The organism is Flavobacterium sp., assembly GCF_036405015.1.
Lineage (GTDB): Bacteria > Bacteroidota > Bacteroidia > Flavobacteriales > Flavobacteriaceae > Flavobacterium.
On sequence record NZ_DASWYK010000089.1, the window covers coordinates 1 to 23,295 of the forward strand.

A 23,295-nucleotide genomic window follows, 5' to 3' on the forward strand; every position below is an offset into this window, starting at 1 on the left:
TAATTTAAAAGTTGACCGTGAATTTGAAACAATAGAATTAACTAAAAAAACACTTGGTTTAGCTTCAGATTCAAAACTTGAAAATTATGTTGTAAAAGATTTAAGCAATAATTCATTTTTAGAAAGTCAAACCGTTGATAACGATGGCGACGGAATCATGGATCTTCTTTTATTTCAACCTAAAATTAAAGCTTCTTCTAAACAGGATTTTGAGGTTTTAAAAGGAACAAATCCAACGGCGTCAAAAGTAATTAGCTGTTATTCTCGTTTTGTTCCCGAACGTACAGACGATTATGCCTGGGAAAACAACAAAGTTGCTTTTAGAACTTATGGTCCTGTGGCACAAAAAATGGTTGAAGACAAAGTTCCTGGAGGTACATTAACCAGTGGAATTGACGCATGGCTAAAAAAAGTGGAATATCCAATAATTAACAAATGGTACGAAAAAACCGTAAACGGAACCGGAAGTTATCATAAAGATACAGGAGAAGGTTTGGATAATTTTCAGGTTGGAGACAGCCGTGGAATTGGCGGAATTGCAGTAAATGTAGACGGCAAATATTACTTCTCTAAAAATTTTATCAGTTGGAAAACCATCACTACGGGACCAATCCGAACTAGTTTTATTTTAACTTATGCCGATTGGGATGCTAAAGGCAATAAAATAACCGAATCTAAATTAATCAGTTTAGATTATGGAAGCCAGCTTTCTCGTTTTGAAGTCAATATAACTGGAACTAAAACTGTTTCTGCAGGACTAACATTACATGACAAAAAAGGAGTTTCAGAAACAAATTTAAAAGAAGGCTGGGCAAGCTATTGGGAACCAATTGATGATTCTGAAATCGGAATGGGTTTGGTTATTCCAAAAGCTTCTGTAGTTAGTTTTGATAATCATGTTACTGATGAAAAAGAATTAAGCAATCTTTACGGAAACGTTGCTGTTAAAAACGGAAAAGCAATTTATTATGCTGGTTTCGGTTGGAAAAAAGGAAGTCCGTTTCAGACTAAACAGGAATGGGAAAAATATCTAAGTTCTTTTGCTGAGAAAATTAATAATCCTTTGATTGTGAAGGTTAAGAAATAATCGTTTTGCCACTAAGGCACTAAGGCACAAAGATTTTGTTTTCTAGATTGAACATAGCCAATGGTTTCAACCATTGGAACGCAACGAAAATCACAATACGTTCCCCAAGGTTGAAACCTTGGGCTATGTTCACATTTTATGTTTTAAAAACTTTGCGTCTCAGCGACTTTGCGAGATTAAAAAACCAAAGCTTAAAACCCAGCAGCTTAGCGACAAAAAACTATCGCTTAGCAGGAAAATAATTCTCCTTCAAAATAATTTCCAACGGAATATAATGCGTTTGTTCTGTTTCTTCCTGAAGAACCAATTTCTTATACAAATAATTAATTCCCATATAGCCTTGATCTTCTGGTCTTTGGTTAATTAAGAAATCAATTACACCTTTGTTGAGATATTCGATGTTTTCTTTAAGTAAATCGAAACCAATAATTCGAACTCCTTTGATATTGTTTTTTTCTAAAAACTCAGCTACAATATAAGCTCTCGAATTCGGCACAAAAACACTGTTTACACCAGAAAACATTTCTAAACTTAATTGATCTATTTTGGAATCTTTGAGCGTAACTTCAGAAAACTTGAAATTGGTCAATTCATCGTGATCTTTAAAATAAGAATAAAATCCGTCAATTCGTTGCAAATAAACCGAAGTACTTTCAATTTCTCTTGTAATTTTAAAAATCAAAACCTGTCTTTCATTTTTGACAGCAAAACTGATTAATCTTCCTGCCAAATAACCACTCTGAAATGCATCTTGTCCCACATACGCATGCTGATTTTCTTCAGAAATATTAGAATCAATCATGACGATTGGAATATCTTTCTTTTGATATTCATTTAAAAAATCAACCGAATCTTGATAAAATATAGGAGCAAATAACAAACCGTCACAATCAAACTGCATCACTTTTTGAACTGTTTCCTTAAAAGAAACTAGATTGTAATCGTAAAAAAAATAATCCAAAACGATTCCGAATTTACTAAACTCTACAGCCGCTTTTTCAATTCCGTCAACCTGACTTCTCCAATATTCTAAAGTTTCAGACTTTGGTAGAAAAACAGCAAAATGAAACTTTCTATTTAATGCCAGATTACTTGCCAGAATGTTTCGCTTATAGCCAAACTCTTCAATTATCGCATTGACTTTATCAACCGTTTCCTGCGCCACTTGTCCGCGTTTGTGTATGATTCTGTCAACTGTTCCTGGAGAAACATTAGCTAGTTCGGCAATTTTCTTAATTGTTATGATATTGATTCTATTTAAGTTAAAAAAATAAAAGCAGTACAGTAAAATTAATTTATTTTATCAAAAATAAGTTGTTTTACAACGCATTTTACATACATTTGTAAAATACCGTGTACGCACACGCAAATATACACATAACATTAAAAAAACAATTCTTTTTTTATGTTATCTATTGAAAACTAACTATTAAAAACAAAACAACAACTAATAAAATGATAGTAGATTCATTACATAACGCAGCTAAATATTACAATCTGCATCCGAATTTTAAAAAAGCGTTTGATTATGTAAGTCAAAATGATATTGCTACTCTTGAAGAAGGTGCTTTTGAAATTGGCGAAGGCTTAAAGCTCATTGTAATTGTCGGACAAGGAAATACAAAAGAAGAAGCCGTAAAAGGATTTGAATGCCATGATAAAAACATTGACATTCAGATTTCTATCAAAGGTCCAGAAACTTTTGCATGGAAACCGAGAGAAAAATGTGTAAATCCGAATGGAGATTACAGTGACGAAAGAGATGTTCGTTTTTTTCATGATGCTCCAGATACCTTTTTTCAATTACAGGAAAAACAATTTGCCATCTTATTTCCTGAAGATGTACACACTGCAATGATTGGTGAAGTATTATTGAAGAAAATTGTAATAAAAGTAAAAATATAGTAATGAGTACAATTGAAAATGCTATAGAAGTTATTCTAAAACAAGGAATGCTTCCTTTATACTTTAATGCTGATGAGAATAAAAGTGTTGCTATTTTAAAAACACTTTATAATGTAGGAATCAGAGCTGTAGAATACACAAGTCGCGGTCCAGAAGCACTTTCAAACTTCAATAAAATGATTGAAGTAAGAGACGCTGAAATGCCAGGAATGCTTTTAGGAATAGGAACAATCAAAAATTTAACACAGGCTGAAACATATTATTTAGCTGGAGCGGACTTTTTTATCAGTCCCGGATTTGTTCCTGAAGTAGCTTCTTTTTTAATCGGAAAAGAAGTTTTATATGCCCCAGGATGTATGACGCCAACAGAAATTATTGCGGCTGAAAATACAGGTGTAAAATTCATTAAACTTTTCCCAGGAAATATTTTAGGTCCAGAATTTATGAGCGGCATTAGAGATGTATTCCCAGATTTAACTTTTATGCCAACTGGCGGAGTTGATACTACTAAGCAAAGTATTGAAACCTGGTTTAATGCTGGCGTTTCTGCTGTTGGAATGGGCAGCAAATTAATTAGTAAAGAAGTAATGGAATACGAAGCTTACGACACTATCGAAAAAGAAACGAAAAGAGTTTTGGATTTGATTGAAGCAATTAGAAATTAAATTTCATCCCGATAGCTATCGGGACCAAATTCCAATTAAAAAGAAACCTTAACTGTACTTTTCAATTTGGAATTTAGAATTTTAGTATTGGAATTTTAAATAAAAATAAACCATAACCTACTTTATATTTTCAAATTGGAATTTGGAATTTAAAGTATTGAAAATTTAAATTAAAAAAATGGATTCAATATTCAATCTAAAAGGTAAAATTGCACTGATTACAGGAGGTGCGGGAGTTCTAGGAAGCAATTTTGCTAATGTTTTGGCAAAACAAGGTGTTATTGTCGGAATCGTTTCACAATCACTTGAAAAAGCAGAAAGTACTGTAAAAACAATCGAAGCAAATGGTGGACAAGGTTTTGCTGTTCAAGCGAATGTTTTAAACAAAGAAGAAATAGAAAAAGTTAGAGATTTTATCGTTGAAAAATACGGTCGTCTTGATATTTTGATTAATGGCGCTGGTGGAAATATGCCTGGAGCAACTATTCAGCCAGATCAGGCCATTTATGATATGAAAAGTGATGATTTGCAAAAAGTTATCGATTTGAATATTATTGGAACCATGCTTCCAACTCAGGTTTTTTCTGAACTTTTTGCAAAACAGAAATCAGGAAATATCATCAATATTTCATCAGCATCGGCTCAAAGACCTTTAACAAGAGTAGTTGGTTATTCGGCATCGAAAGCGGCAATTGACAACTTCACACAGTGGATGGCGGTTGAATTGGCATCAAAATATGGAGAAGGAATTCGTGTAAACGCTATTTCTCCTGGATTTTTCATCGGTGAACAAAACCGTGCATTATTATTAACTCCAGAAGGTAAATTGACGCCAAGAGGAGAAAAAATCATTGACCACACACCAATGGGACGATTTGGTTCTCCAGAAGATATTGACGGTGCACTTTTATTCTTATGCAGCGACATGTCGAAATTCGTAACCGGAATAACATTAAAAGTAGACGGAGGTTTCGCCGCTACAAGTATCTAAAATATTAAAATAAATTACATAAAATGGAACAAACATTAAGATGGTTCGGACCAAATGATCCTGTTTCTTTACAAGATATTAAACAAACCGGAGCTACCGGAATTGTTACCGCTTTACACCATATTCCAAACGGACAAGTTTGGAGTATTGATGAAATTATTAAAAGAAAAGTAGAAATCGAACACGAAGACGGAGATCCTAAAAAAGGTGCTTCTGGTTTAACTTGGTCGGTTGTAGAGAGTATTCCGGTTCATGAAGACATCAAAAAACAAACAGGAAGGTATCTGGAATATATTGAGAACTATAAAGAAAGCATCAGAAATTTAGCTTTATGCGGAATTAAATGTGTTTGTTATAATTTCATGCCTGTTTTAGACTGGTCAAGAACTGATTTGTCTTATACAGTTGAAGACGGTTCAAAAGCTTTACGTTTTGACATTAATGCTTTTGCAGCTTTTGAATTGCATATTTTGAAAAGACCAGGTGCTGAAAACGAATATTCTGAAGAGCAAAAACAAAAAGCAAAAAGCTATTTTGAAGCCATGAATGCTGATGACAAAGTAAAATTACAGCAGAACATTTTGGCGGGTCTTCCAGGTGCTGAAGAAGCTTATTCTGTTGAAGATTTCTTAGTAACCTTAAGTGCTTACAATCATATTGACAGACAGGCTTTAAAGAATAATCTTTTTCACTTTTTAAAAGAAATTATTCCGGTTGCCGAAAGTAAAGGTGTTTTGATGGCCATTCACCCAGACGATCCTCCTTACCCTATTTTAGGACTTCCTAGAGTGGTGAGTACAGAAGAAGATTTGATTGAATTAATGAATGCTGCTCCTTCTCCATCAAACGGATTCACGATGTGTACAGGTTCGTACGGTGTTCGTGCTGATAATGATTTACCTGGAATCGTAAGACGTCATGGCGATAAAATGAATTTCATTCACTTAAGAAGTACGCAACGTGACGAAGAAGGAAGTTTCTACGAAGCGAATCACTTAGAAGGAGATGTTGACATGTACGAAGTTGTAAAAGCAATTTTGGAAGTGGAAAAAAGAAACAACAGCAAATTACCAATGCGTCCCGACCACGGACATCAAATGTTGGATGATTTGAAGAAAAAAACAAATCCAGGGTATTCTGCTATCGGTCGTTTGAGAGGTCTTGCAGAACTACGCGGACTTGAAATAGGGATCAAAAGATCTTTATAGTTAGGTTTTGCTACGAAGACATTAAGACACAAAGCTTTTCTTTTTAAGCTTTGTGTTTTTTTTGTCTCGCAAAGTCGCTGAGACGCAAAGTTTTTTCTGGTTCACGCAGATTTAAAAAGATTTAAGCTGATTTTATTTTTTTTAATTTTCAACAGAGAGCAAATAGATTTTAATTTAATCTGTTTAATCTGCGAGAAAACTAAATCTGCTTTATCTGCTAAAATCTTTTTAAATCTGCGTGAAATATAATCACTTTAATCCTCTAATCTGTGGCCTAAAAAAAAGTCTGAACAGAAAATTGGAACAGAAATAAAATCACATTACCAAAACTGTTACCAATTCATTAACAAAAAACAGACTGTAAATTATATGATTTTTCTTCATTATTAACTTACTTTGTAGTTATTCTAAAAATTGTAATCCTATGAAAAAAATTTATTTACTAGCAGTTACATTGTTTGCTGCTTTTACAGTTCAGGCACAAGACGTGGTGAAATTTGCTCCATTAGACAACAGTCCTGTTGATATTTCTTATTTCCCAAACAAAGCGGTTAAATTCAAAAAAACAGACAATCCAAATCCGGTTATCAAAGTTACTTATGCAAGACCTTCTGCTAAAGGAAGAACTATTTTTGGTGATGTTGTAAAGTTTGGTGAAGTTTGGAGAGTGGGTGCTAACGAAAATACAGAAATCAAATTCTACAAAGACGTAACAATTGGCGGTAAAAAAGTTCCAGCAGGTTACTATAGTTTTTTTGCAATTCCAGAAAAAGACAAATGGACGATCATCATCAATAAAGAATTGGATTTATGGGGTGGTTACGCTTATGACGAAAGCAAAGATGTAGTTAGAGTTTCTGTTCCTGTTAAAGCAGTTTCTACTCCAATCGAAGCTTTATCTATTGCGTTTACAACTCAAGGTAATATCGCTAATTTAGTTATTGGATGGGACAAAACAACTGTTGAATTGCCTATTACAGTTAAGTAATTTTTACTGATATATGCCACGAAGGCACAAAGTCGCAAAGTTTTTTTTAAAGCTTTGCGACTTTTTTTTAATCTCGCAAAGTCGCAGAGATGCAAAGTTTAATGCAAAAAAAACAACCATATAAGTCATATAAGAAATTTTAAGTTTTCTCGTAATTGAACTTATATCACTTATATGGTTTAAAAAACTTTGCATCTCTGCGACTTCGCGAGATTTTTTCACAACAAAAAAGTCCCTTTAAGATTTTACTCTCAAAGGGACTCTTGTAATTATTTTTGTATCCTTAAACCTTAGCAGTTTCTATAATCTTATCCAATGTAATTGGTAAATCTCGAACACGTTTTCCTGTCGCGTTAAAAACAGCATTTGCAATTGCAGGCGCCATTCCAACTAAAGCCGTCTCTCCCAAACCTTTTGTTCCCATTGGATTACTGATTGGGTCTTTTTTGTTTACGAAAAATACTTCCTGCTTTTCAATATCTGCATTTACGGGAACGTGATAATCGGCAAAATTATTATTGATTGGGCGACCGAAACGATGATCGATTTCTAAAGCTTCCATTAATCCCATTCCGATTCCGCCGACAGCTCCGCCAAACATTTGTCCCGCAGAAGTTTTCTGGCTGATAACGGTTCCAATATCTGCACAAGAAACCACATGCGCCAATCTAATTTTACCTAAATTCGGATTCACTAATACTTTTACAAAATGAACTGAAAACGAATAAATCGAATATTTCTTTGCTTCTTCAGCAGCTTTCGAAAGATTTTCTACTTCAAAATCTTCTAATTTATTACTGCTTAAAAGTGTTGCCAACGAAACCGATTTAGATTTATCTTTTTTAGAAGAAACTGCACCATTTTCAAAAGTCAAATCTGTAATGGCGATTCCTTTTAAAGCAGGATTTTTACTTCCTAATTCTATTATTTTATTCAACAATAAATTGCAGGCATCATGCACGGCAGAACCAACCGATGAAGTCGTAGCAGAGCCTCCTTGTGTCGGCCCTTTTGGTAATCCGCTTTTACCCATTTCGATAATGACATTTTCTGATGGCAAACCAATTACTTCAGCTCCAATTGCCGTCATCATTGTTGCTGTACCAGGGCCCATATCGTTTACACTGCATTGCAGGACTAAATCTCCATTGGCTAAGAATTTTGCTTTTACTGAAGTTGGACTTCTATAACAGCCAAAAGTTCCCGTTCCCATTCCGTAACCTACTAGCCAATTTCCTTCTTTTACAGAACCTGGTTCGTTTTTACGATTGTTCCAGCCAATACGTTCCATTCCTGCTTCGTAACATTCTAAAAGAAATTTACTGCTCCACGGTTTATTTTGTTCCTGATCTTTTTCAGCATAATTACGTTTTCTGAATTCAATCGGATCTAAGTTTAATTTATAAGCTAATTCATCCATTGCAGATTCTAACGCAAAAGAACCCGTTGCTTCTCCCGGACCGCGCATCCAGATTGGTGTACACGTATCCAATGGCACAATTCTGTAACGCGTAGAAACGTTCGGACAATCATAAATAAATCGTGACATGTTTACGGTTCCTTCCATGAAATCTTCGTAACTCGAAGTCATGGCAACTGCTTCATGTGTTAATCCTGTTAGTTTTCCGTCCTTTGTAGCACCTAATCCCATTTTTTGAATAGTATAAGGCCTGAAACCAACATTGGTAAACATTTGCTCTCGATGCAAAACCAATTTCACAGGACGATTTAATTTTTTGGCACCAATCAAGGCGGCAATTTCATACGGCCAAGTGTGCAATCCCATTCCGAAAGCACCTCCAATATATTCAGCATGAACCTCAACATCTTCCACCGGAACATCAAAAACTCCTGCTACACTTCTGCGAGTTCCTTCAACACCTTGACTTTTGGTGTATAAAATCGGTTTGTTTCCTTCCCATTTCGCAATGATATTCGCTAATTCCATTGGATTATGAACTTCGGTTGGAATCGTGTATTCCGTTTCCAAAACAACCTCAGCATTTTTATAACCGTCATGTTCGCCACGGTGGTAATCATTTCCTTTATCGGTGTCTATTTTTCGTTCTTTATCAGCCGCTTTATGAAGTTCTGTCGAATGTTCTTCTTTAAAATAATCCGCTTTAATCAAACTTGCCGCATAACGCATACGTTCGAAAGTATCGGCAATCACCAAAGCAATAGGCTGATCGTAATACAAAACCGAATCATCTTTGAAAATCTGAAGCGGCTGACCGAAATTCCGTTTGTCTTTTGCTTTTTGATAACCAGAAGGTTTGTCCACATTCAAATGCGTAATGACCGCCAAAACTCCTGGCGCCCATTCTGCTTTTTTAGTATCAATACTTTTGATTCTTCCTTTGGCAATTGTACTTCCCACAAGGCAGGCATAGACTACACCTTGCGTTTTATATTCGGCTGAATAAGTTGCAGAACCTGTTACTTTAGCAAATCCGTCAACTCTATTAATATTACTTGTCTTACTCATAATTTAATTATTTTGATGCTGCTATTGTAAGTGCTTCTGTTACTGCGTTTCCTCCAAGCGTTAGTTTAAAATCATTGCCTCCATATCCTCTGGCACCTTTCATAGACAAATCGCCTGCTTGTTTAAAAATATCTTCTGAAACTGTTTTTCCTTTCAGAAATTTTTCTGTTTCAGTCAATCTCCATGGTTTATGTGCCACACCGCCCATAGCCAGCCTGACATCATTTATTTTATTATTTTTAATATCTAAAGCCACCGCAACAGACACCAATGCAAATGCATAACTCGTTCTGTCACGAACTTTTAGATAATGAACATTTTTAGTGAAATTATTATCAGGAATTTCAACTGAAGTAATCAATTCCCTCTCTTCGAGTTTATTGTCTTTTTCTGGCGTATTTCCTGGAAGACGATGGAAATCAGTAAAATCAATTTCTCGTTTTCCTTTTGGACCTTCAACCAAAACTTTCGCGTCAAGCGCAGCCAAAGCCACACACATATCGCTTGGATGAACGGCAATACAGCTGTCCGAAGTTCCAAAAACGGCATGCATTCTGTTGGAACCACCAATAGCACCACAACCGCTTTTTGGAGTACGTTTGTTGCAAGGCATGTCTGTATTATAGAAATACGAGCAACGTGTTTTTTGTAACATATTACCTCCAACCGTTGCCATATGTCTGATTTGCTGAGAAGCTCCCGCTGCTAAAGCCAATGCCAACAAAGGGTGCTTTTCTTTTATAAAAACATCTTCGGCAACTTGACTATTTTTTGCCAATGCGCCAATGGAAACTTTTCCTTTTAAAAATTCGATTTTCTTTAAATCTAATCCGTTAATATCAACAAGCTTGTCTGGTGCTATAACGTTCTTCTTCATTAAATCGACCAGATTCGTTCCTCCAGCGATATACATCGTAGAGTTATCTTTTGCCTTACCAGTAATTGCTGATGAAGACGACAAGGCTTTAATTATCTGAAAGTTTTTCATATTTCCTTCCCTCCTTCCTTCACTTCAGTTATGGCGTCAACGATATTGTGATAAGCGCCACATCTACAGATGTTACCGCTCATATATTCGCTAATTTCTTCTCTGCTATTGGCGTGACCTTCTTTGATGCAAGCAATTCCCGACATAATTTGTCCAGGCGTGCAATAGCCACACTGAAAGCCATCGTGTTTGATAAAAGCTTCTTGCATTGGATGCAGTTTTTTACCTTTTGAAAGTCCTTCGATTGTCGTAACCTGCGCATTTTGTTGCATTGTTGCTAAAGAAAGGCAGGATAAAATTCGAGTTCCGTTTACATGAACAGTACAGGCACCGCATTGTCCGTGGTCGCAACCTTTTTTGGTTCCGGTAAGCTGCAATTGTTCTCGAAGTAAATCAAGTAACGTAGTTCTCGGTTCGATATTCAAATTGTGTTTTTTGCCATTTACTTCAATAGAAAGCGGTACTGTTTCTAAATACTCTGCTATTTTTTCATCCCATTTCTTGTCTGAAGCCATTACCAAAGAAGGTGGCGTAAAAGCAAGAGCGGTAAAAAGTCCTGATTTCTTTATAAAGTCACGACGCGAATTTGCATCTTCCGTTGTTACTTTATCCTGATTTGTTTTTTTAGAAGCCATTCAGTCTATTTGTTAAATTAGCCAATTCACTTTTTGTCATTCTAACAAATTTAGTCAACTTAAATCACAAAAAGTTATGAAATTCAAACATTACTCTTATTTAGAATAATTACAGTTTTGTTTGTTTTTTTAACCGCAAAGGCGCAAAGGGCTTCGCAAAGTTCACAAAGCTTTTATAAAAAGAAATCTCGCAAAGTCGTAGAGACGCAAAGTTTTGAACCATATAAGTGATATAAGTTCAATTAAGAGAAAACTTAAAATTACTTATATCACTTATATGGTTATTTTTTTTAAATTAAACTTTGCGTCTCTACGATTTTGCGAGATTATAAAATTGTATTTTTACAAATTATGCCACAGAACGAAACCATTTATCTTGATAATAATGCCACAACTCGTATCGATGAACGCGTTTTGAATGCGATGCTTCCGTATTTTACTGATTTGTATGCTAATTCAACTGGGACACATTTAGCTGGATTATCTGTAAAAGAAGCTGTAGAAAATGCGACTTGGCAGGTCGCTGATTTGATAAACGCTGATGCTGATGAGATCATCTTTACTTCGGGCGCTACTGAAGCCATAAATCTGGCAATAAAAGGTTTGGTCGATCAGAATCGAAAACATATTGTGACGATTCAAACCGAACATAAAGCGGTTCTAGAAACTTGTCGTTTTATGGAGAAAATTGGTTTTGAGGTTACTTATCTACCAACTGATCGTGACGGACTTTTAAATCTTCAACTTTTAGAAGAAATTATTACCGATAAAACACTGGTTTTCATTGGAATGTTTTCTAATAATGAAACGGGTGTCATACAAAATATCAATGCAATATCTAAGATCCTCAAAGCCAAAAATGTGCTTTTTATATGTGATGCAACACAAGCTGTTGGCAAAATTCCAATTGATGTTAAAAAACTTGAAATTGATCTTTTGACGTTATCTGCACATAAATTTTACGGCCCTAAAGGAATTGGCGCTTTGTATGTTTCGGCAAAAGCCAAAATCAAATTATCTCCTCAAATTCTTGGAGGCGGACAACAAAGAAAATTACGCAGCGGAACGCTTAATGTTCCCGGAATTATTGGTTTAGGAAAAGCATCCGAAATTGCTGTAAATGAATTAGAAAAAGATCAAAATAGAATTTCTCTATTACGAGACAAACTTGAAAAAAGCTTGCTGAAATTTGAAGGTTCATTTGTAAATGGAAATACAGAAAACCGAATTTATAATACCACAAATATTTGTTTCCCAAACGTAAATTCAGAACAGCTGATTTTGGCTTTAGGAAATATCTCTGTTTCAAATGGTGCTTCTTGTTCGGCTGTAACTTCCGAGCCTTCGCATGTTTTAAAAGCAATGGGATTGTCTGATGAAGAGGCTTTGAGCTCGATCCGTTTTAGTCTCGGAAGATTTACTACTTCTGAGGAAATTGAGATTGCTGTCGAGCGGGTTTTGGAAGTGGCTTGGAAGTTACGTCGCTGATTTTTTTTGCCGCAAAGGCGCTAAACAAAGTTTTTTTGTTTTTAATCTCGCGATCCCGATAGTTATCGGGAGCAGAAACGCAAAGTTTTTTTCTTTGGTCATACATATAAGTTTTGTCATTTCGACGAAGGAGAAATCTCCGCGAGAAACTCCGCAAAGATTGGCGATATTCTGTATGGAGCTACTTACGAAGATTTCTCCTTCGTCGAAATGACAAACTGTATCTAAAAAACCTTCATTAAACAAAAACCTTTGTCTCTCTGTCACTTTGAACCTTTGTTACTTATCAAAAGAAATCAACTTAGAATAATCTTCTTCTGTATCAATATCAATATTTCCTTTTTCGAAAGAAACTGAAACTACATCTTCAGCATGTTTTTTAATGAGTTTTTTGGCTCCTTCCTGCCCTTTTAATTCCAACAATTCTTTGAAGTATTTTTTATGGAATAAAACCGGGGTTCCTAAAGTTTCAGAATAAGCGGAAGCGGCAATTCCTTTATTTTTTCTTTTTGATTCACCTATCAAATTTTCAAAAACAAAATTCGTTACAAACGGCTGATCACAAACAGCTAAAATACAACTTTCACAATCCGGATTTAAGCGTAATAATTCTGTAATGCCTTTTACGATTGATGAAGACATTCCATTTTCCCAATTGGAGTTGAAAGAAAATGTAACTTCATCTGAATTAAGCTCGTTTTCAATCAAAACATGGTTTGAACCAGTTACTAATATTAAAAAAGAATCTTCAACCTTTAAAGCTTCTGAAATCGCGTTTTTCAGCAAAGTTGATTCCTTATATTCCAATAATTGTTTTGGTCTTCCCAATCTAGAAGAATTTCCTGCTGCAAGAATAATTATACCTGTTTTATTTAGAAATTGCTTCATAATGAATTTCGTTATGAATTTTCCCTTCCTTGTATTTTAATGAAGTTCCCGTTCTTTCTGATGCGAACGCTTTGATTTCTGAAATGATTGATAAGGCGATTTCCTCTGAAGTTTCGGCACCAATATCCAAACCAACAGGACTGTGAATTTTTCCCAGCTGTTCTTCGTTTACGGTGATTCCTTCTATCAAAAGATCATCTAACATTCGGTTGAATTTTGACTTTGGTCCAAGAATTCCTAAGTAGTGAAAATCTCTTTCTAACAACAATTTTAAAACCCCTAAATCGTATTTATAATTGTGCGTCATTAGTAAAAAATACGTTTGATTATCAATGACAATATTTTCTAAAAAATCTTCTGCTTTTATGGCAAATATATGATCGGCTTTAGGAAAACGCTTTTTGGTTGCATGAGTGGCGCGGCCTTCCTGAATGGTAATTTTCCAACCTAAAACATTAGCCATTTTTACCAAAGGCTGCACATCGTTTCCTGCGCCGGCAATTATCAGCGAAATTGGAGGTTTTATATATTCAATCAACGCTTCATTATCGCTTTCAGAATGTAGTTTTTTCACAATTGAAGTTTTGGTTTCCAGCACTTCTTTTGCATCAGAAATTAGATTTAAAACATCGTTATTGTGATGTAAAATGGGACTTTCTTTTCTAAAAAACAAAGTCGTTCCAATTTGGGAAGCATTTCTTTTGAGTGAAAAAACGGTAACAATAACGGCTTCTTTTCTTTCTAGTTCTAATTGCTGTAAAAGCTGAATTGGATTATTGGCAATTTCATTATCAATATATTCAAACAAAATATGAACGATTCCGTTGCAACCAAGTTGTAAACCAACTTCTCCTTCGTCTTCGTTGCTGGTATTGTAAGTAACTAATTTATTTTGTTTTTGATGAATGGACAGAAGTGCTTTTCGTAAAGCATCGCCTTCTAAACAGCCACCGCTTATAGCACCAGTTAAAAAACCATCTTCGGTAACCAGCATACGAGCGCCTGCTTGTCTGTACGATGAACCTTCAACTTTTACAACGGTTGCCAAAGCACACTTTTTATCTTCATTTTGTGCTTCTGAATAGGCTTTTAATATATCGCTGATTTCTTTCATAATCCATTATCCTCTAAACAAAAATAAGGAAATCTTTTAAAGAGAAATAATTCCCATGACAAAAGCCGTCTGAACTGCTTCTGCCGTATTGGTTACTTTCAATTTTTCGATAATGTTTTGTCTGTGGCGTCTTACCGTATAAACTGAAATATGCATTTCTGCTGCAATTTGTTCGCTTTTGTTTCCTTTTGCAACGCTGGTTAGGACTTCCGTTTCTCTTTTAGAAAGTATATTTTCAGTATTGTTTTTATACTTTTCAGATTCGATTACTTCTCCTGTTTTTATATTAAAAATCTTTCCGTCAATTCCTGTTCGAGGCTGTAAATCGGTTGATGGTAGATACAAACAAAGAGAAAGTGAAATACTTCCGTTATTAAACGTATTTAAATAAATCGTTCGATGGTTGATATATGTAATTTTATCGTTAGAATCTTTCATTCTTAAACGGCTCAAAGTGCTGTAATTACTATATTCTTCTCTCGGAATTTCCTTTAAAAACTGATAAAAATTAAGTTCTAAAACATGACGTTCTACCAAATCTTCTGCATTGATTTTAGTAAAAATACATTCTTCAAAAGCTGAATCGATTACGGAGTTTTCATCTGGAAGTCCGAAAACGGAACCAAAACTTCCTGCGTAAATATAACTTTTGTCTGATTGATAATCGGATAAAACTGCTACACACTGCTCTATTTTGACATAATTGATGACGAATTGTTTGTACATTTCGATATCATTTGATTCTCCAATCTCAAAATTTTGTTCTAAAAATGTAGTTATTAATTGGTTTTCGATTGAAGGATTCTTAGGCATTAAATGTGTAATTGGTTAATTTTACGTATTGCCTTTGTTTAAAAGCAATTTTATTTTTGGAACATTAAAAATATCACTTTCTATCCCAAAAAAATAATTTATGAAAACAATTTTTTACAGCGCTATTACAATTTTAAGTATTTCTTTACTGACAAGCTGTAATGGCAAAAATGAAACAGCAAAAACAACAATGACAGAAGAAACCAAAACTGATTCGGCTATTGTAAATGGCGCTCCTTGTGACATTAAACTTTCAAACATCCATTTTACTAAAGCGGTTAATGGTGCTGATACTTTAATTAAAACGGAGGCAAATGAAAAGATCATCTTTAAGGCTGGCGAAAAATCAGATTATTTCTCCGATCCTGATGGAAAATTATCGAATACCACTGCTCCAATGCTTTTGTCTAAAGTAGATAATACCAAACCTTTTACGCTTGTATCTAAAGTAACTCCTCAATTTACTGAGAAAGGTTTATACAATGCTGGAGTTTTATACATTTATGTGAATGATAGTTTCTACCAAAAATTCTGTTTTGAACAGGACGAAAGAGGAAATCACAGAATTGTAACCGTTCGTACAATGGGAACTTCTGATGACAACAATCACGATGTGGTAAAAGAGCCTTCTGTTTATATGAAAATTTCTTCGGACACTAAAACAGTGGCAAGTTATTATTCTTTAGATAAAAAGAACTGGCAAATGGTTCGTTTGTATAAAAACAATTATCCAAAAGAAATCTGGATGGGAATTAGCACGCAATGTCCAGTTGATAAAGGAACACAAAGCATTTTTGAAGAAATCAATCTAGAAGAAAAAAGTGTATCTGATTTTCGTTTAGGAATCTAATTTTTCTTTGAGATAGATTATCCCTTTTTTATAATTACCTGCTAGGTTAAATTATTAATTATTAATTTTTAATTTTTAATTTTAATCAAAAGCAGATTTAAATCTCTGTAAATCTGCTTTTATCTTTTTTTTAATCTGCATGCAAAAATCGATACTTAAAAAAGTATTTTCACGCAGATTTATAAAAGATTTCAGCAGATCAAATTAAACTTTATTTAAAAAACTATTTAAGCCTATTTGATCCAACGAATTATAGTCTATTTTTTATTCTTAAGATAATCATTTTTTCATACTAATGTATGATTTATATTACCAAGTTTTGTATTTTTATCAATAGCAAAATATTATTACCTAATCTTAAAAATAAACTACATGGGAAAATTTGTAATTACAACCAGAGCCAACGGAGAGTTTCAATTTAATTTAAAAGCTGGTAATGGTCAGACCATTTTAACAAGCGAAGGCTACACTACAAAAGCGGCATGTAATAATGGTATTGAATCTGTAAAAACTAATGCAGCTGACGATAATCGTTACGACAGAAAAGAAGCTAAAAACGGAAAACCTTATTTCAATTTAAAAGCTGGAAATGGTCAAATCATTGGTTCAAGCGAAATGTACGAAAGTGTTGCTGCCAGAGAAAACGGAATCGAATCTGTAAAGAAAAATGCTCCTGAGGCTACTATAGATGATCAAACATCTTAAGTTTAATTTAAAAATATAAAAATAAAGCGAGGTGTTTTTACCTCGCTTTATTTTTATTCATTTTCTTTACTAAGGTAAAGATAACCTGATTTATGAACTACTTTTTCATTATTATTATATTCAATAATATAAAAATAAGTCCCATCTGGTAAGCCATCACTTTTCTTAATAGTATCGCGTCCTTCTGAATAGCCTCTAAATACATTATCGCTTTCGTTATAAGATAATGTCTCATATACTTTTACTCCCCAACGGTTGTAAATTTCGACTTTATTATCCGGAAATTTATCAATTCCTTTAATATGAAAACTATCATTTTTTCCGTCTCCATTTGGAGAGACAGCATTATAAATTGTAATTTCATCAGATGGCGGTTCTGGATTTTCTTTTTTTACTATTGCTATAGTAAAAATACCATATCCACTTACCTGCGTAGTTACTAATTTAGTATAATCTGCTCCTGTAAGGAGATCTGTTGTACTACCTTTTTCATTAATCCATTTAGAAGTTGCTACATCCCATCTTACAATTGCGAGTTCTGTGTCATTACTTTCCTGAAAGAAAACAATGGGTGTCGTATTTTTATCTAATGTTAGACTTAAAACTGCTTTTTCAGTTCCTTGTTCCTGAATTAAATTCCAGTATTCAACCTCATCTATTGTTGTAATACTTTCCTCTTTGCTTGTATACGGATGGATGTTTCCAATTGTTTCGAAGAAATATTCGGTTGTATAACTATTATTGCTGTTGTTGCCGTCACTGATTGAAGGTCTAAAATAAACGTCATCTCCTATAGGAAACTCAAATTTTTGTGTCCCTTTTTTTTCTACTCTTCCATCAACAAAACTCAAATTACTGGCATCTGAATATGTGGCATTTTCATTAAAAACTATTTTACCTATATTGTTAGATCCGTTGATAATTCCTGTTTTAAATGCTGCAAGTTTGTTAATCTCTATTGTTGTCGTCAATTGAAACGGAACAGTTCCTGAGCTATTCTGAAATTCAATATTCTGAAAACCCGAAATTGCGTCTCCATTAATTACTTGTGGCTTATTACCAATAAAGAAGGTTTTTCCGCTGTTCGAATCTGTAAATGTGAATAATCCATCATTTTTAAAGTTGGCATAGACATATAAATTGCCATCATTTAATACATCTCCGTTTGCTTTATTATCAAAATCAAAAACTGTCGAAAACTGTGAATTGGGTGCAATAGACAATTCCCCCACATTAACTGTTTGTGCAAATAACTGACCTGTGCAGAAAAAAACAAATGCAACTTCCTTTATGTAGTTTCTTTCTCTATACATGGCTTATTTTTTATTAGATTGATTTTCTAACAACTTTTCTAGGCGGGCAATGCGTAGATCCATATCGCTTACTGTTTCCTTTAGATTTCGAATTTCTTTGTCTTTAGCATCAATTGATTTTTGTTGTTCAATTGTATGCAGATAAAGCTCCTCCACTTTCTCCAATACTTGAACAGAAAGTTCAGAAATATTGAAGATATATTCTCCTCTTTCATTTTTTGATAATTCTTTAATACTAGTAACTCCCGGTAAATGTTTATTTTCATTTATAAAAACCTCAACTTCTTTTAATGATTTAAAAGTATAATTATCGTTTAAAGGACTTACTTTATTAAAATATTTTTCAAAAACATAGTCTGAATAAAGATTAAATGCAGTTTCTATAGAACCATTTACTGCAAGCAAGGTTGAAGCATTAGTAGTTCCTCCTAACATATCTGAGGTTCCTATTCCCACTTTTCCCATTTGGTAAATAGCATCATTATTGTTAGTTGCCTTATTAGTTGTACCTTGTATTTGCCAAGGCTCAACAGCTAAAGCCGAAGTAGCAATTGTTTTTAAATACCCATTAGCATCTGCAGTCACCAAATTATCTGTAGTTGCACCAGCAGGCAGGTTACGAATACGGGTATCGCCATTTACATCCAATGTAGCCGAAACACCATTGGGATTTGTTGGGTATGCTCCCAAACCTGTATTGATCCCTATCTTACCACCCGAACCTAATGCTGGATTGGTTAAAAGATTGTTTACACCTACACCTATTATGGTATTACCAATATTCATTTCGTTACTGGCTGACGCATTAGAAACGGCTAGACCATTATTCGCTGTTATGCTCACAGAATTTGTTCTCAATGCAGTTTGCAACGCCCCGATGACTATATTATAGCTACCTGTTTGAGTTGTTAAATTCGCAAAATGCCCTAAAGAAGTATTAAAACTTCCAGTAGTAACATATGCTGCTGCATTTGCACCTATCCCTGTATTGCCAGCACCTATGGTGTTGCCTCCTAAACTCAAAGGTCCCACACTAACATTGTCATTGCCTGTGGTATTGACAAATTGAGAATGCCAGCCTATACCCACATTATAACCAGCCGTGGTATTAGCAGTTAATGCCTGAAAGCCAATCCCTACATTATACTCCGCCTGGCTGCCATTGTTATTTACCAAAGCGAGCCCACCAATGGCAACGTTGCCTTGAGCAAGATTTTTATTTAATGCATTGTATCCGATAGCGGTACTATAAGCAGCAGTGGTATTCTCTTGTAATGCACCTTCACCTATGGCAATATTACCAAAAGTATTATTCGTTTTATTGCCAGCATAATTACCGATAGCAATATTACTGCCTCCAATGTTGTTACCAACATAAGAAGCAAGCGCATTATTCCCCATCGCTATATTATTAGAACCAGCTGTATTTGCATTCAATGCATTGTTACCAATAGCTATATTATTAGAACCACCTGTAAGTGCAGACAATACATTAGTACCTAAGGCTACGTTCAGTGTGCCGGTAGGGACAGTAGTAGAATTCCACGATTTGTAGCCGAAGGCCGTATTGTTAACAGAGAGTGTACCAGCAAAGATATTATTAATCCTGAACATCAGCGGCTGGTTATCTGTTGTACCTAAAAAGTTAATCGCAGAGTTTGTACCTGTATTACCTGTTATATGCCAGTCATTTAAAAGTGATGGACTCATCATTTTTAGAGCTCCGGTGCTTGCATCAGCCATTACTAGATTATCTGTAACGGCACCAGCTTGTAAACCTGCTAGCGTTAACGTATTGGTAGCAGTGGTTGTTATGGTAGTTGGTTTTGTTAAAGCACCGCTTAATTGTATGTTACCATTAGTAGCGGTCAATCCATTATCAGCTGATGTTAATACTGACACCGCAGGCGTTGATACAACACCGTTTACTGTTGATAACAGGTTGCCATTAGTAGCGGTTAGTGCATTGCTTGTAGCAGGTATTAAAGATGCTGGTGTTATAGTTTTTAAAATACCAGTTGCATCAGCCACCACCACATTGTCTGAAGCAGTTCCTGTAACAGTATTTATATCTCTAACACGTACATTTCCAGTTCCAACGTCAAAACGTTCTGCTGGACTATGACCTGTTGTAGAATTTAAGCCAATACCAGTGTTGCCATTATTCAAAATAGTCATCGCATTATTCTTAACTGAACTCGTACCATTACCGATTTGGAATAACGGGTCTATTGCAATGACAGAAGTAGCATTTGCTGTTATTATAGCGTTATATTTACCCATAGTTGTTGAGTTAACCCCTGGAGCAACGGTTCCCACACCCAATGCTATAGAATTATCTCCTTGGGCCTCTGCACCGCCTGAACTTAAAGCTAAAGATGATGTTCCGGATGATTTTGCAAAATTGCCAATCGCAACTGAATAATTTCCTGGAGATTCAGCACTGTTTCCTGCCGCAAATGAATTGTAACCATCAGCTTTAGTATAACGTCCCATAGATATAGCATAATCACCCGAAGCTGCTGACTCGAATCCTGCAACAAAAGAACTAGTACCTACTGTTGGAACAGGATTTGGCGGATTACCTAATCTTACTGCCCCACGAACATCTAATGTTACTCCCGCTAGTCTGTTATTCGTACCTATACCAACATTCCCCATCTGATAAATATTGTCTGTATTTAAAGTGGCTTTATTGGTGCTAAGCTCTTTTTGCCACGGCTCTATTTGCAATGTTGCGAGATCCACAATTGAAGTTACACCATTAACCGTAGTAGTCAGGTTTGTTCCTGTCAAAGAAGAAGTATTGGAATTGATGATTGGTGCGCCAGTACTTGTGATTCCGTTTACTGTTATCGTTGATATATTGGCAGTTGATGCATTCGAAACGCCGCTCACAGCATCTGAAGTTGAAGAAACACCATTTACATTCGAAGTCAGTGTATTTCCTGAAAGACTTAAATCATTGGTGGTTCCTGCTGAAATCGCTGGAGACAAATCCAAAGCTGTGCTTGAAATACCATTTATCGTTGTCGTTAAATTGGTTCCTGTTAATGAAGCTGTATTTGAATTGACAATTGGTGCACCGGTACTCGTGATTCCGTTTACCGTAACTGTTGATGTATTGGCAGTTGATGCATTTGAAACTGTTGTGGCTGCCTCAATCGCTGGAGTCAGATCCAAAGCTGTACTTGAAACACCATTTACCGTCGTGGTCAGACTTGTTCCTGTTAATGAAGTTGTATTTGAATTGACAATCGGTGCACCGGTACTGGTAATTCCATTTACTGTTACCGTTGATGTATTGGCAGTTGATGCATTCGAAACACCGCTTACAGCATCTGAAGTTGAAGAAACACCATTTACATTCGAAGTCAGTGTGTTTCCTGAAAGACTTAAATCGTTGGTAGTTCCTGCTGAAATTGCTGGAGATAAATCCAAAGTCGTGCTTGAAACACCATTTACCGATGTCGTTAAATTGGTTCCCGTTAATGAAGTTGTATTTGAATTGACAATCGGTGCACCAGTACTCGTGATTCCATTTACTGTCACCGTTGATGTATTGGCAGTTGATGCATTAGAAACACCACTTACAGCATCTGAAGTTGAAGAAACACCATTTACATTCGAAGTCAGTGTGTTTCCTGAAAGACTTAAATCGTTGGTGGTTCCCGCTGAAATAGCTGGAGTTAGATCCAAAGCCGTGCTTGAAACACCATTTACCGTTGTCGTTAAATTGGTTCCCGTTAATGAAGTCGTATTTGAATTGACAATCGGTGCACCAGTACTGGTAACTCCATTTACTGTCACCGTTGATGTATTGGCAGTTGATGCATTCGAAACGCCGCTTACAGCATCTGAAGTCGAAGAAACACCATTTACATTCGAAGTCAGTGTATTTCCTGAAAGGATTAAATCATTGGTGGTTCCCGCTGAAATTGCTGGAGATAAATCCAAAGCCGTGCTTGAAACACCATTTACTGTTGTCGTTAAATTGGTTCCCGTTAATGAAGTTGTATTTGAATTGACAATCGGTGCACCGGTACTGGTAACTCCATTTACTGTTACCGTTGATGTATTGGCAGTTGATGCATTCGAAACGCCGCTTACAGCATCTGAAGTCGAAGAAACACCATTTACATTCGAAGTCAGTGTATTTCCTGAAAGGCTTAAATCATTGGTGGTTCCCGCTGAAATGGCTGGAGATAAATCCAAAGCCGTGCTTGAAACACCATTTACCGTTGTCGTTAAATTGGTTCCCGTTAATGAAGTCGTATTTGAATTGACAATCGGTGCGCCAGTACTTGTGATTCCGTTGACCGTTACCGTTGATGTATTGGCAGTTGATGCATTCGAAACTGTAGTAGAATTTACAGGAAGTGCTGCAATATCTAACATTGCTCCACCATCGGTTCCAACTTGAAGTAAGTTTCCTGTATTACTACTAACAACCTGAGAAGTTACTGTATTTCCTTTCTCATTTGTATAGGTTATGACTCCTGTTGCTATATTTTGAATCTGTGTGGTAACAGTCTCATTAGCTTTCACAATAGAACTAAAATCAACTACCTGAGCATTTCCTGAATTATCAATATAAGAAAATGTTTGAGTAACTGAATTATAAATAACAGTTCCTGGAGTTACAGCTGTTTCTCCTGCAATCGCAACTCTATTCCATCTATTATCAAGCCAATAATAATAACCAGGCTTTACATCTGAAATTGTTGCTGTATTAAAAACCAACAAACTATTTATATTTCCATTTGTAATAGTAGAAACATCAGCTGAACTGGTTAAATTAATTCTGGGAATTAATAATCCACGATCAGTAGCTGTAATTTCTAATTGAGAAGATGGATTTGGTAGTATGTTACCAATACCTACTTGTGAATGAGAAACAAGACTACACAGTAATAAAAAGATAGAAAGTAAATTTTTTTTCATAATATCGAATTAATAGTAACACTAGAATTAGAGACTTAATAGTTAAAAAAAGATGCAATTAATACTTATGAAACATTCAACTTGAGACAGATAAAACTGTAATGAAAGCAATTTTTAATAAAAAATACTTTTAATTTAAAAGAGGGCGTAATTATCTAGTAAAGTGTGTAGAAAGAGTTTTCTAAAAATAGTATAAAGGCAGATAGCTTATAACTGGACAAGCAA

The 23,295-nt window shown here is 35.1% G+C and carries 18 protein-coding genes; 9 read left to right on the forward strand and 9 right to left on the reverse strand.

What is annotated here, in order from left to right:
- The coding region (locus VGE71_RS07175) for a DUF4861 family protein (RefSeq protein WP_331137713.1) at positions 1 to 1,087 on the forward strand (1,087 nt) is incomplete at its 5' end.
- 220 nt (positions 1,088 to 1,307) lie between these two features.
- Here VGE71_RS07175 and VGE71_RS07180 read toward each other — a convergent pair.
- On the reverse strand, positions 1,308 to 2,378 hold the full coding sequence (locus VGE71_RS07180; protein WP_331137730.1) for a substrate-binding domain-containing protein: 1,071 nt from the start codon (positions 2,376 to 2,378) through the stop codon (positions 1,308 to 1,310).
- 164 nt (positions 2,379 to 2,542) lie between these two features.
- On the opposite strand from VGE71_RS07180, the gene VGE71_RS07185 reads away from it, so the two are divergent.
- From VGE71_RS07185 to VGE71_RS07205, 5 genes are all read left to right on the forward strand, one after another.
- Positions 2,543 to 2,992, forward strand: coding sequence for a YhcH/YjgK/YiaL family protein (locus VGE71_RS07185; RefSeq protein ID WP_331137714.1), 450 nt, complete (start codon positions 2,543 to 2,545; stop codon positions 2,990 to 2,992).
- A 2-nt stretch (positions 2,993 to 2,994) separates the two neighbouring features.
- Positions 2,995 to 3,657 carry a bifunctional 4-hydroxy-2-oxoglutarate aldolase/2-dehydro-3-deoxy-phosphogluconate aldolase gene (locus tag VGE71_RS07190; protein ID WP_331137715.1) on the forward strand — a complete coding sequence of 221 codons (663 nt, stop codon included), beginning with the start codon at positions 2,995 to 2,997 and terminating at the stop codon, positions 3,655 to 3,657.
- A gap of 178 nt (positions 3,658 to 3,835) precedes the next feature.
- A complete protein-coding gene (locus VGE71_RS07195; RefSeq protein WP_331137716.1) occupies positions 3,836 to 4,648 on the forward strand; it encodes an SDR family oxidoreductase in 813 nt (270 codons plus the stop codon).
- A gap of 23 nt (positions 4,649 to 4,671) precedes the next feature.
- Entirely contained in the window at positions 4,672 to 5,856 is a 1,185-nt protein-coding gene (uxuA, locus tag VGE71_RS07200; RefSeq protein WP_331137717.1) for a mannonate dehydratase, read from the forward strand.
- A 424-nt stretch (positions 5,857 to 6,280) separates the two neighbouring features.
- Complete coding sequence (locus VGE71_RS07205; protein WP_331137718.1) at positions 6,281 to 6,844, forward strand: DUF2911 domain-containing protein; 564 nt, start codon at positions 6,281 to 6,283, stop codon at positions 6,842 to 6,844.
- A gap of 283 nt (positions 6,845 to 7,127) precedes the next feature.
- Here the strand turns inward: VGE71_RS07205 and VGE71_RS07210 are convergent, their stop codons facing one another.
- Genes VGE71_RS07210 through VGE71_RS07220 form a run of 3 tightly spaced genes read right to left on the reverse strand, consistent with a single transcriptional unit; the run spans position 7,128 to position 10,955 of the window.
- Positions 7,128 to 9,332 (reverse strand): xanthine dehydrogenase family protein molybdopterin-binding subunit, encoded by a 2,205-nt coding sequence (locus VGE71_RS07210; protein ID WP_331137719.1) that lies wholly within the window; start codon positions 9,330 to 9,332, stop codon positions 7,128 to 7,130.
- A gap of 7 nt (positions 9,333 to 9,339) precedes the next feature.
- Entirely contained in the window at positions 9,340 to 10,320 is a 981-nt protein-coding gene (locus VGE71_RS07215) for a xanthine dehydrogenase family protein subunit M (RefSeq protein WP_331137720.1), read from the reverse strand.
- Positions 10,317 to 10,955 (reverse strand): (2Fe-2S)-binding protein, encoded by a 639-nt coding sequence (locus VGE71_RS07220; RefSeq protein WP_331137721.1) that lies wholly within the window; start codon positions 10,953 to 10,955, stop codon positions 10,317 to 10,319. Before VGE71_RS07220 ends, VGE71_RS07215 begins: the two co-directional genes overlap by 4 nt.
- A 351-nt stretch (positions 10,956 to 11,306) precedes the next feature.
- Between VGE71_RS07220 and VGE71_RS07225 the strand changes: the two genes are divergently transcribed.
- Positions 11,307 to 12,443 (forward strand): cysteine desulfurase family protein, encoded by a 1,137-nt coding sequence (locus tag VGE71_RS07225; RefSeq protein ID WP_331137722.1) that lies wholly within the window; start codon positions 11,307 to 11,309, stop codon positions 12,441 to 12,443.
- Between the two features lie 279 nt (positions 12,444 to 12,722).
- Here VGE71_RS07225 and VGE71_RS07230 read toward each other — a convergent pair whose 3' ends face one another.
- From VGE71_RS07230 to VGE71_RS07240, 3 genes are read right to left on the reverse strand one after another with little or no spacing between them, the layout of a single operon-like run.
- Entirely contained in the window at positions 12,723 to 13,331 is a 609-nt protein-coding gene (locus tag VGE71_RS07230) for a nucleotidyltransferase family protein (protein WP_331137723.1), read from the reverse strand.
- Complete coding sequence (locus VGE71_RS07235; RefSeq protein ID WP_331137724.1) at positions 13,312 to 14,445, reverse strand: XdhC family protein; 1,134 nt, start codon at positions 14,443 to 14,445, stop codon at positions 13,312 to 13,314. The genes VGE71_RS07230 and VGE71_RS07235 overlap by 20 nt, the downstream gene beginning before the upstream one ends.
- A gap of 36 nt (positions 14,446 to 14,481) precedes the next feature.
- Positions 14,482 to 15,258 carry a helix-turn-helix transcriptional regulator gene (locus VGE71_RS07240; protein ID WP_331137725.1) on the reverse strand — a complete coding sequence of 259 codons (777 nt, stop codon included), beginning with the start codon at positions 15,256 to 15,258 and terminating at the stop codon, positions 14,482 to 14,484.
- 100 nt (positions 15,259 to 15,358) lie between these two features.
- Between VGE71_RS07240 and VGE71_RS07245 the strand changes: the two genes are divergently transcribed.
- Together VGE71_RS07245 and VGE71_RS07250 are read left to right on the forward strand one after the other, a co-directional pair.
- Complete coding sequence (locus tag VGE71_RS07245) at positions 15,359 to 16,108, forward strand: DUF1349 domain-containing protein (RefSeq protein ID WP_331137726.1); 750 nt, start codon at positions 15,359 to 15,361, stop codon at positions 16,106 to 16,108.
- A gap of 372 nt (positions 16,109 to 16,480) precedes the next feature.
- Positions 16,481 to 16,813 carry a YegP family protein gene (locus tag VGE71_RS07250; RefSeq protein WP_331137727.1) on the forward strand — a complete coding sequence of 111 codons (333 nt, stop codon included), beginning with the start codon at positions 16,481 to 16,483 and terminating at the stop codon, positions 16,811 to 16,813.
- A 53-nt stretch (positions 16,814 to 16,866) separates the two neighbouring features.
- On the opposite strand, the gene VGE71_RS07255 is transcribed toward VGE71_RS07250, so the two are convergent.
- Positions 16,867 to 18,126, reverse strand: a complete 1,260-nt coding sequence (locus VGE71_RS07255) for a gliding motility-associated C-terminal domain-containing protein (protein WP_331137728.1) — start codon at positions 18,124 to 18,126, stop codon at positions 16,867 to 16,869.
- 3 nt (positions 18,127 to 18,129) lie between these two features.
- Positions 18,130 to 23,070 (reverse strand): hypothetical protein, encoded by a 4,941-nt coding sequence (locus tag VGE71_RS07260; RefSeq protein ID WP_331137729.1) that lies wholly within the window; start codon positions 23,068 to 23,070, stop codon positions 18,130 to 18,132.
- Positions 23,071 to 23,295: the final 225 nt, after the last annotated feature.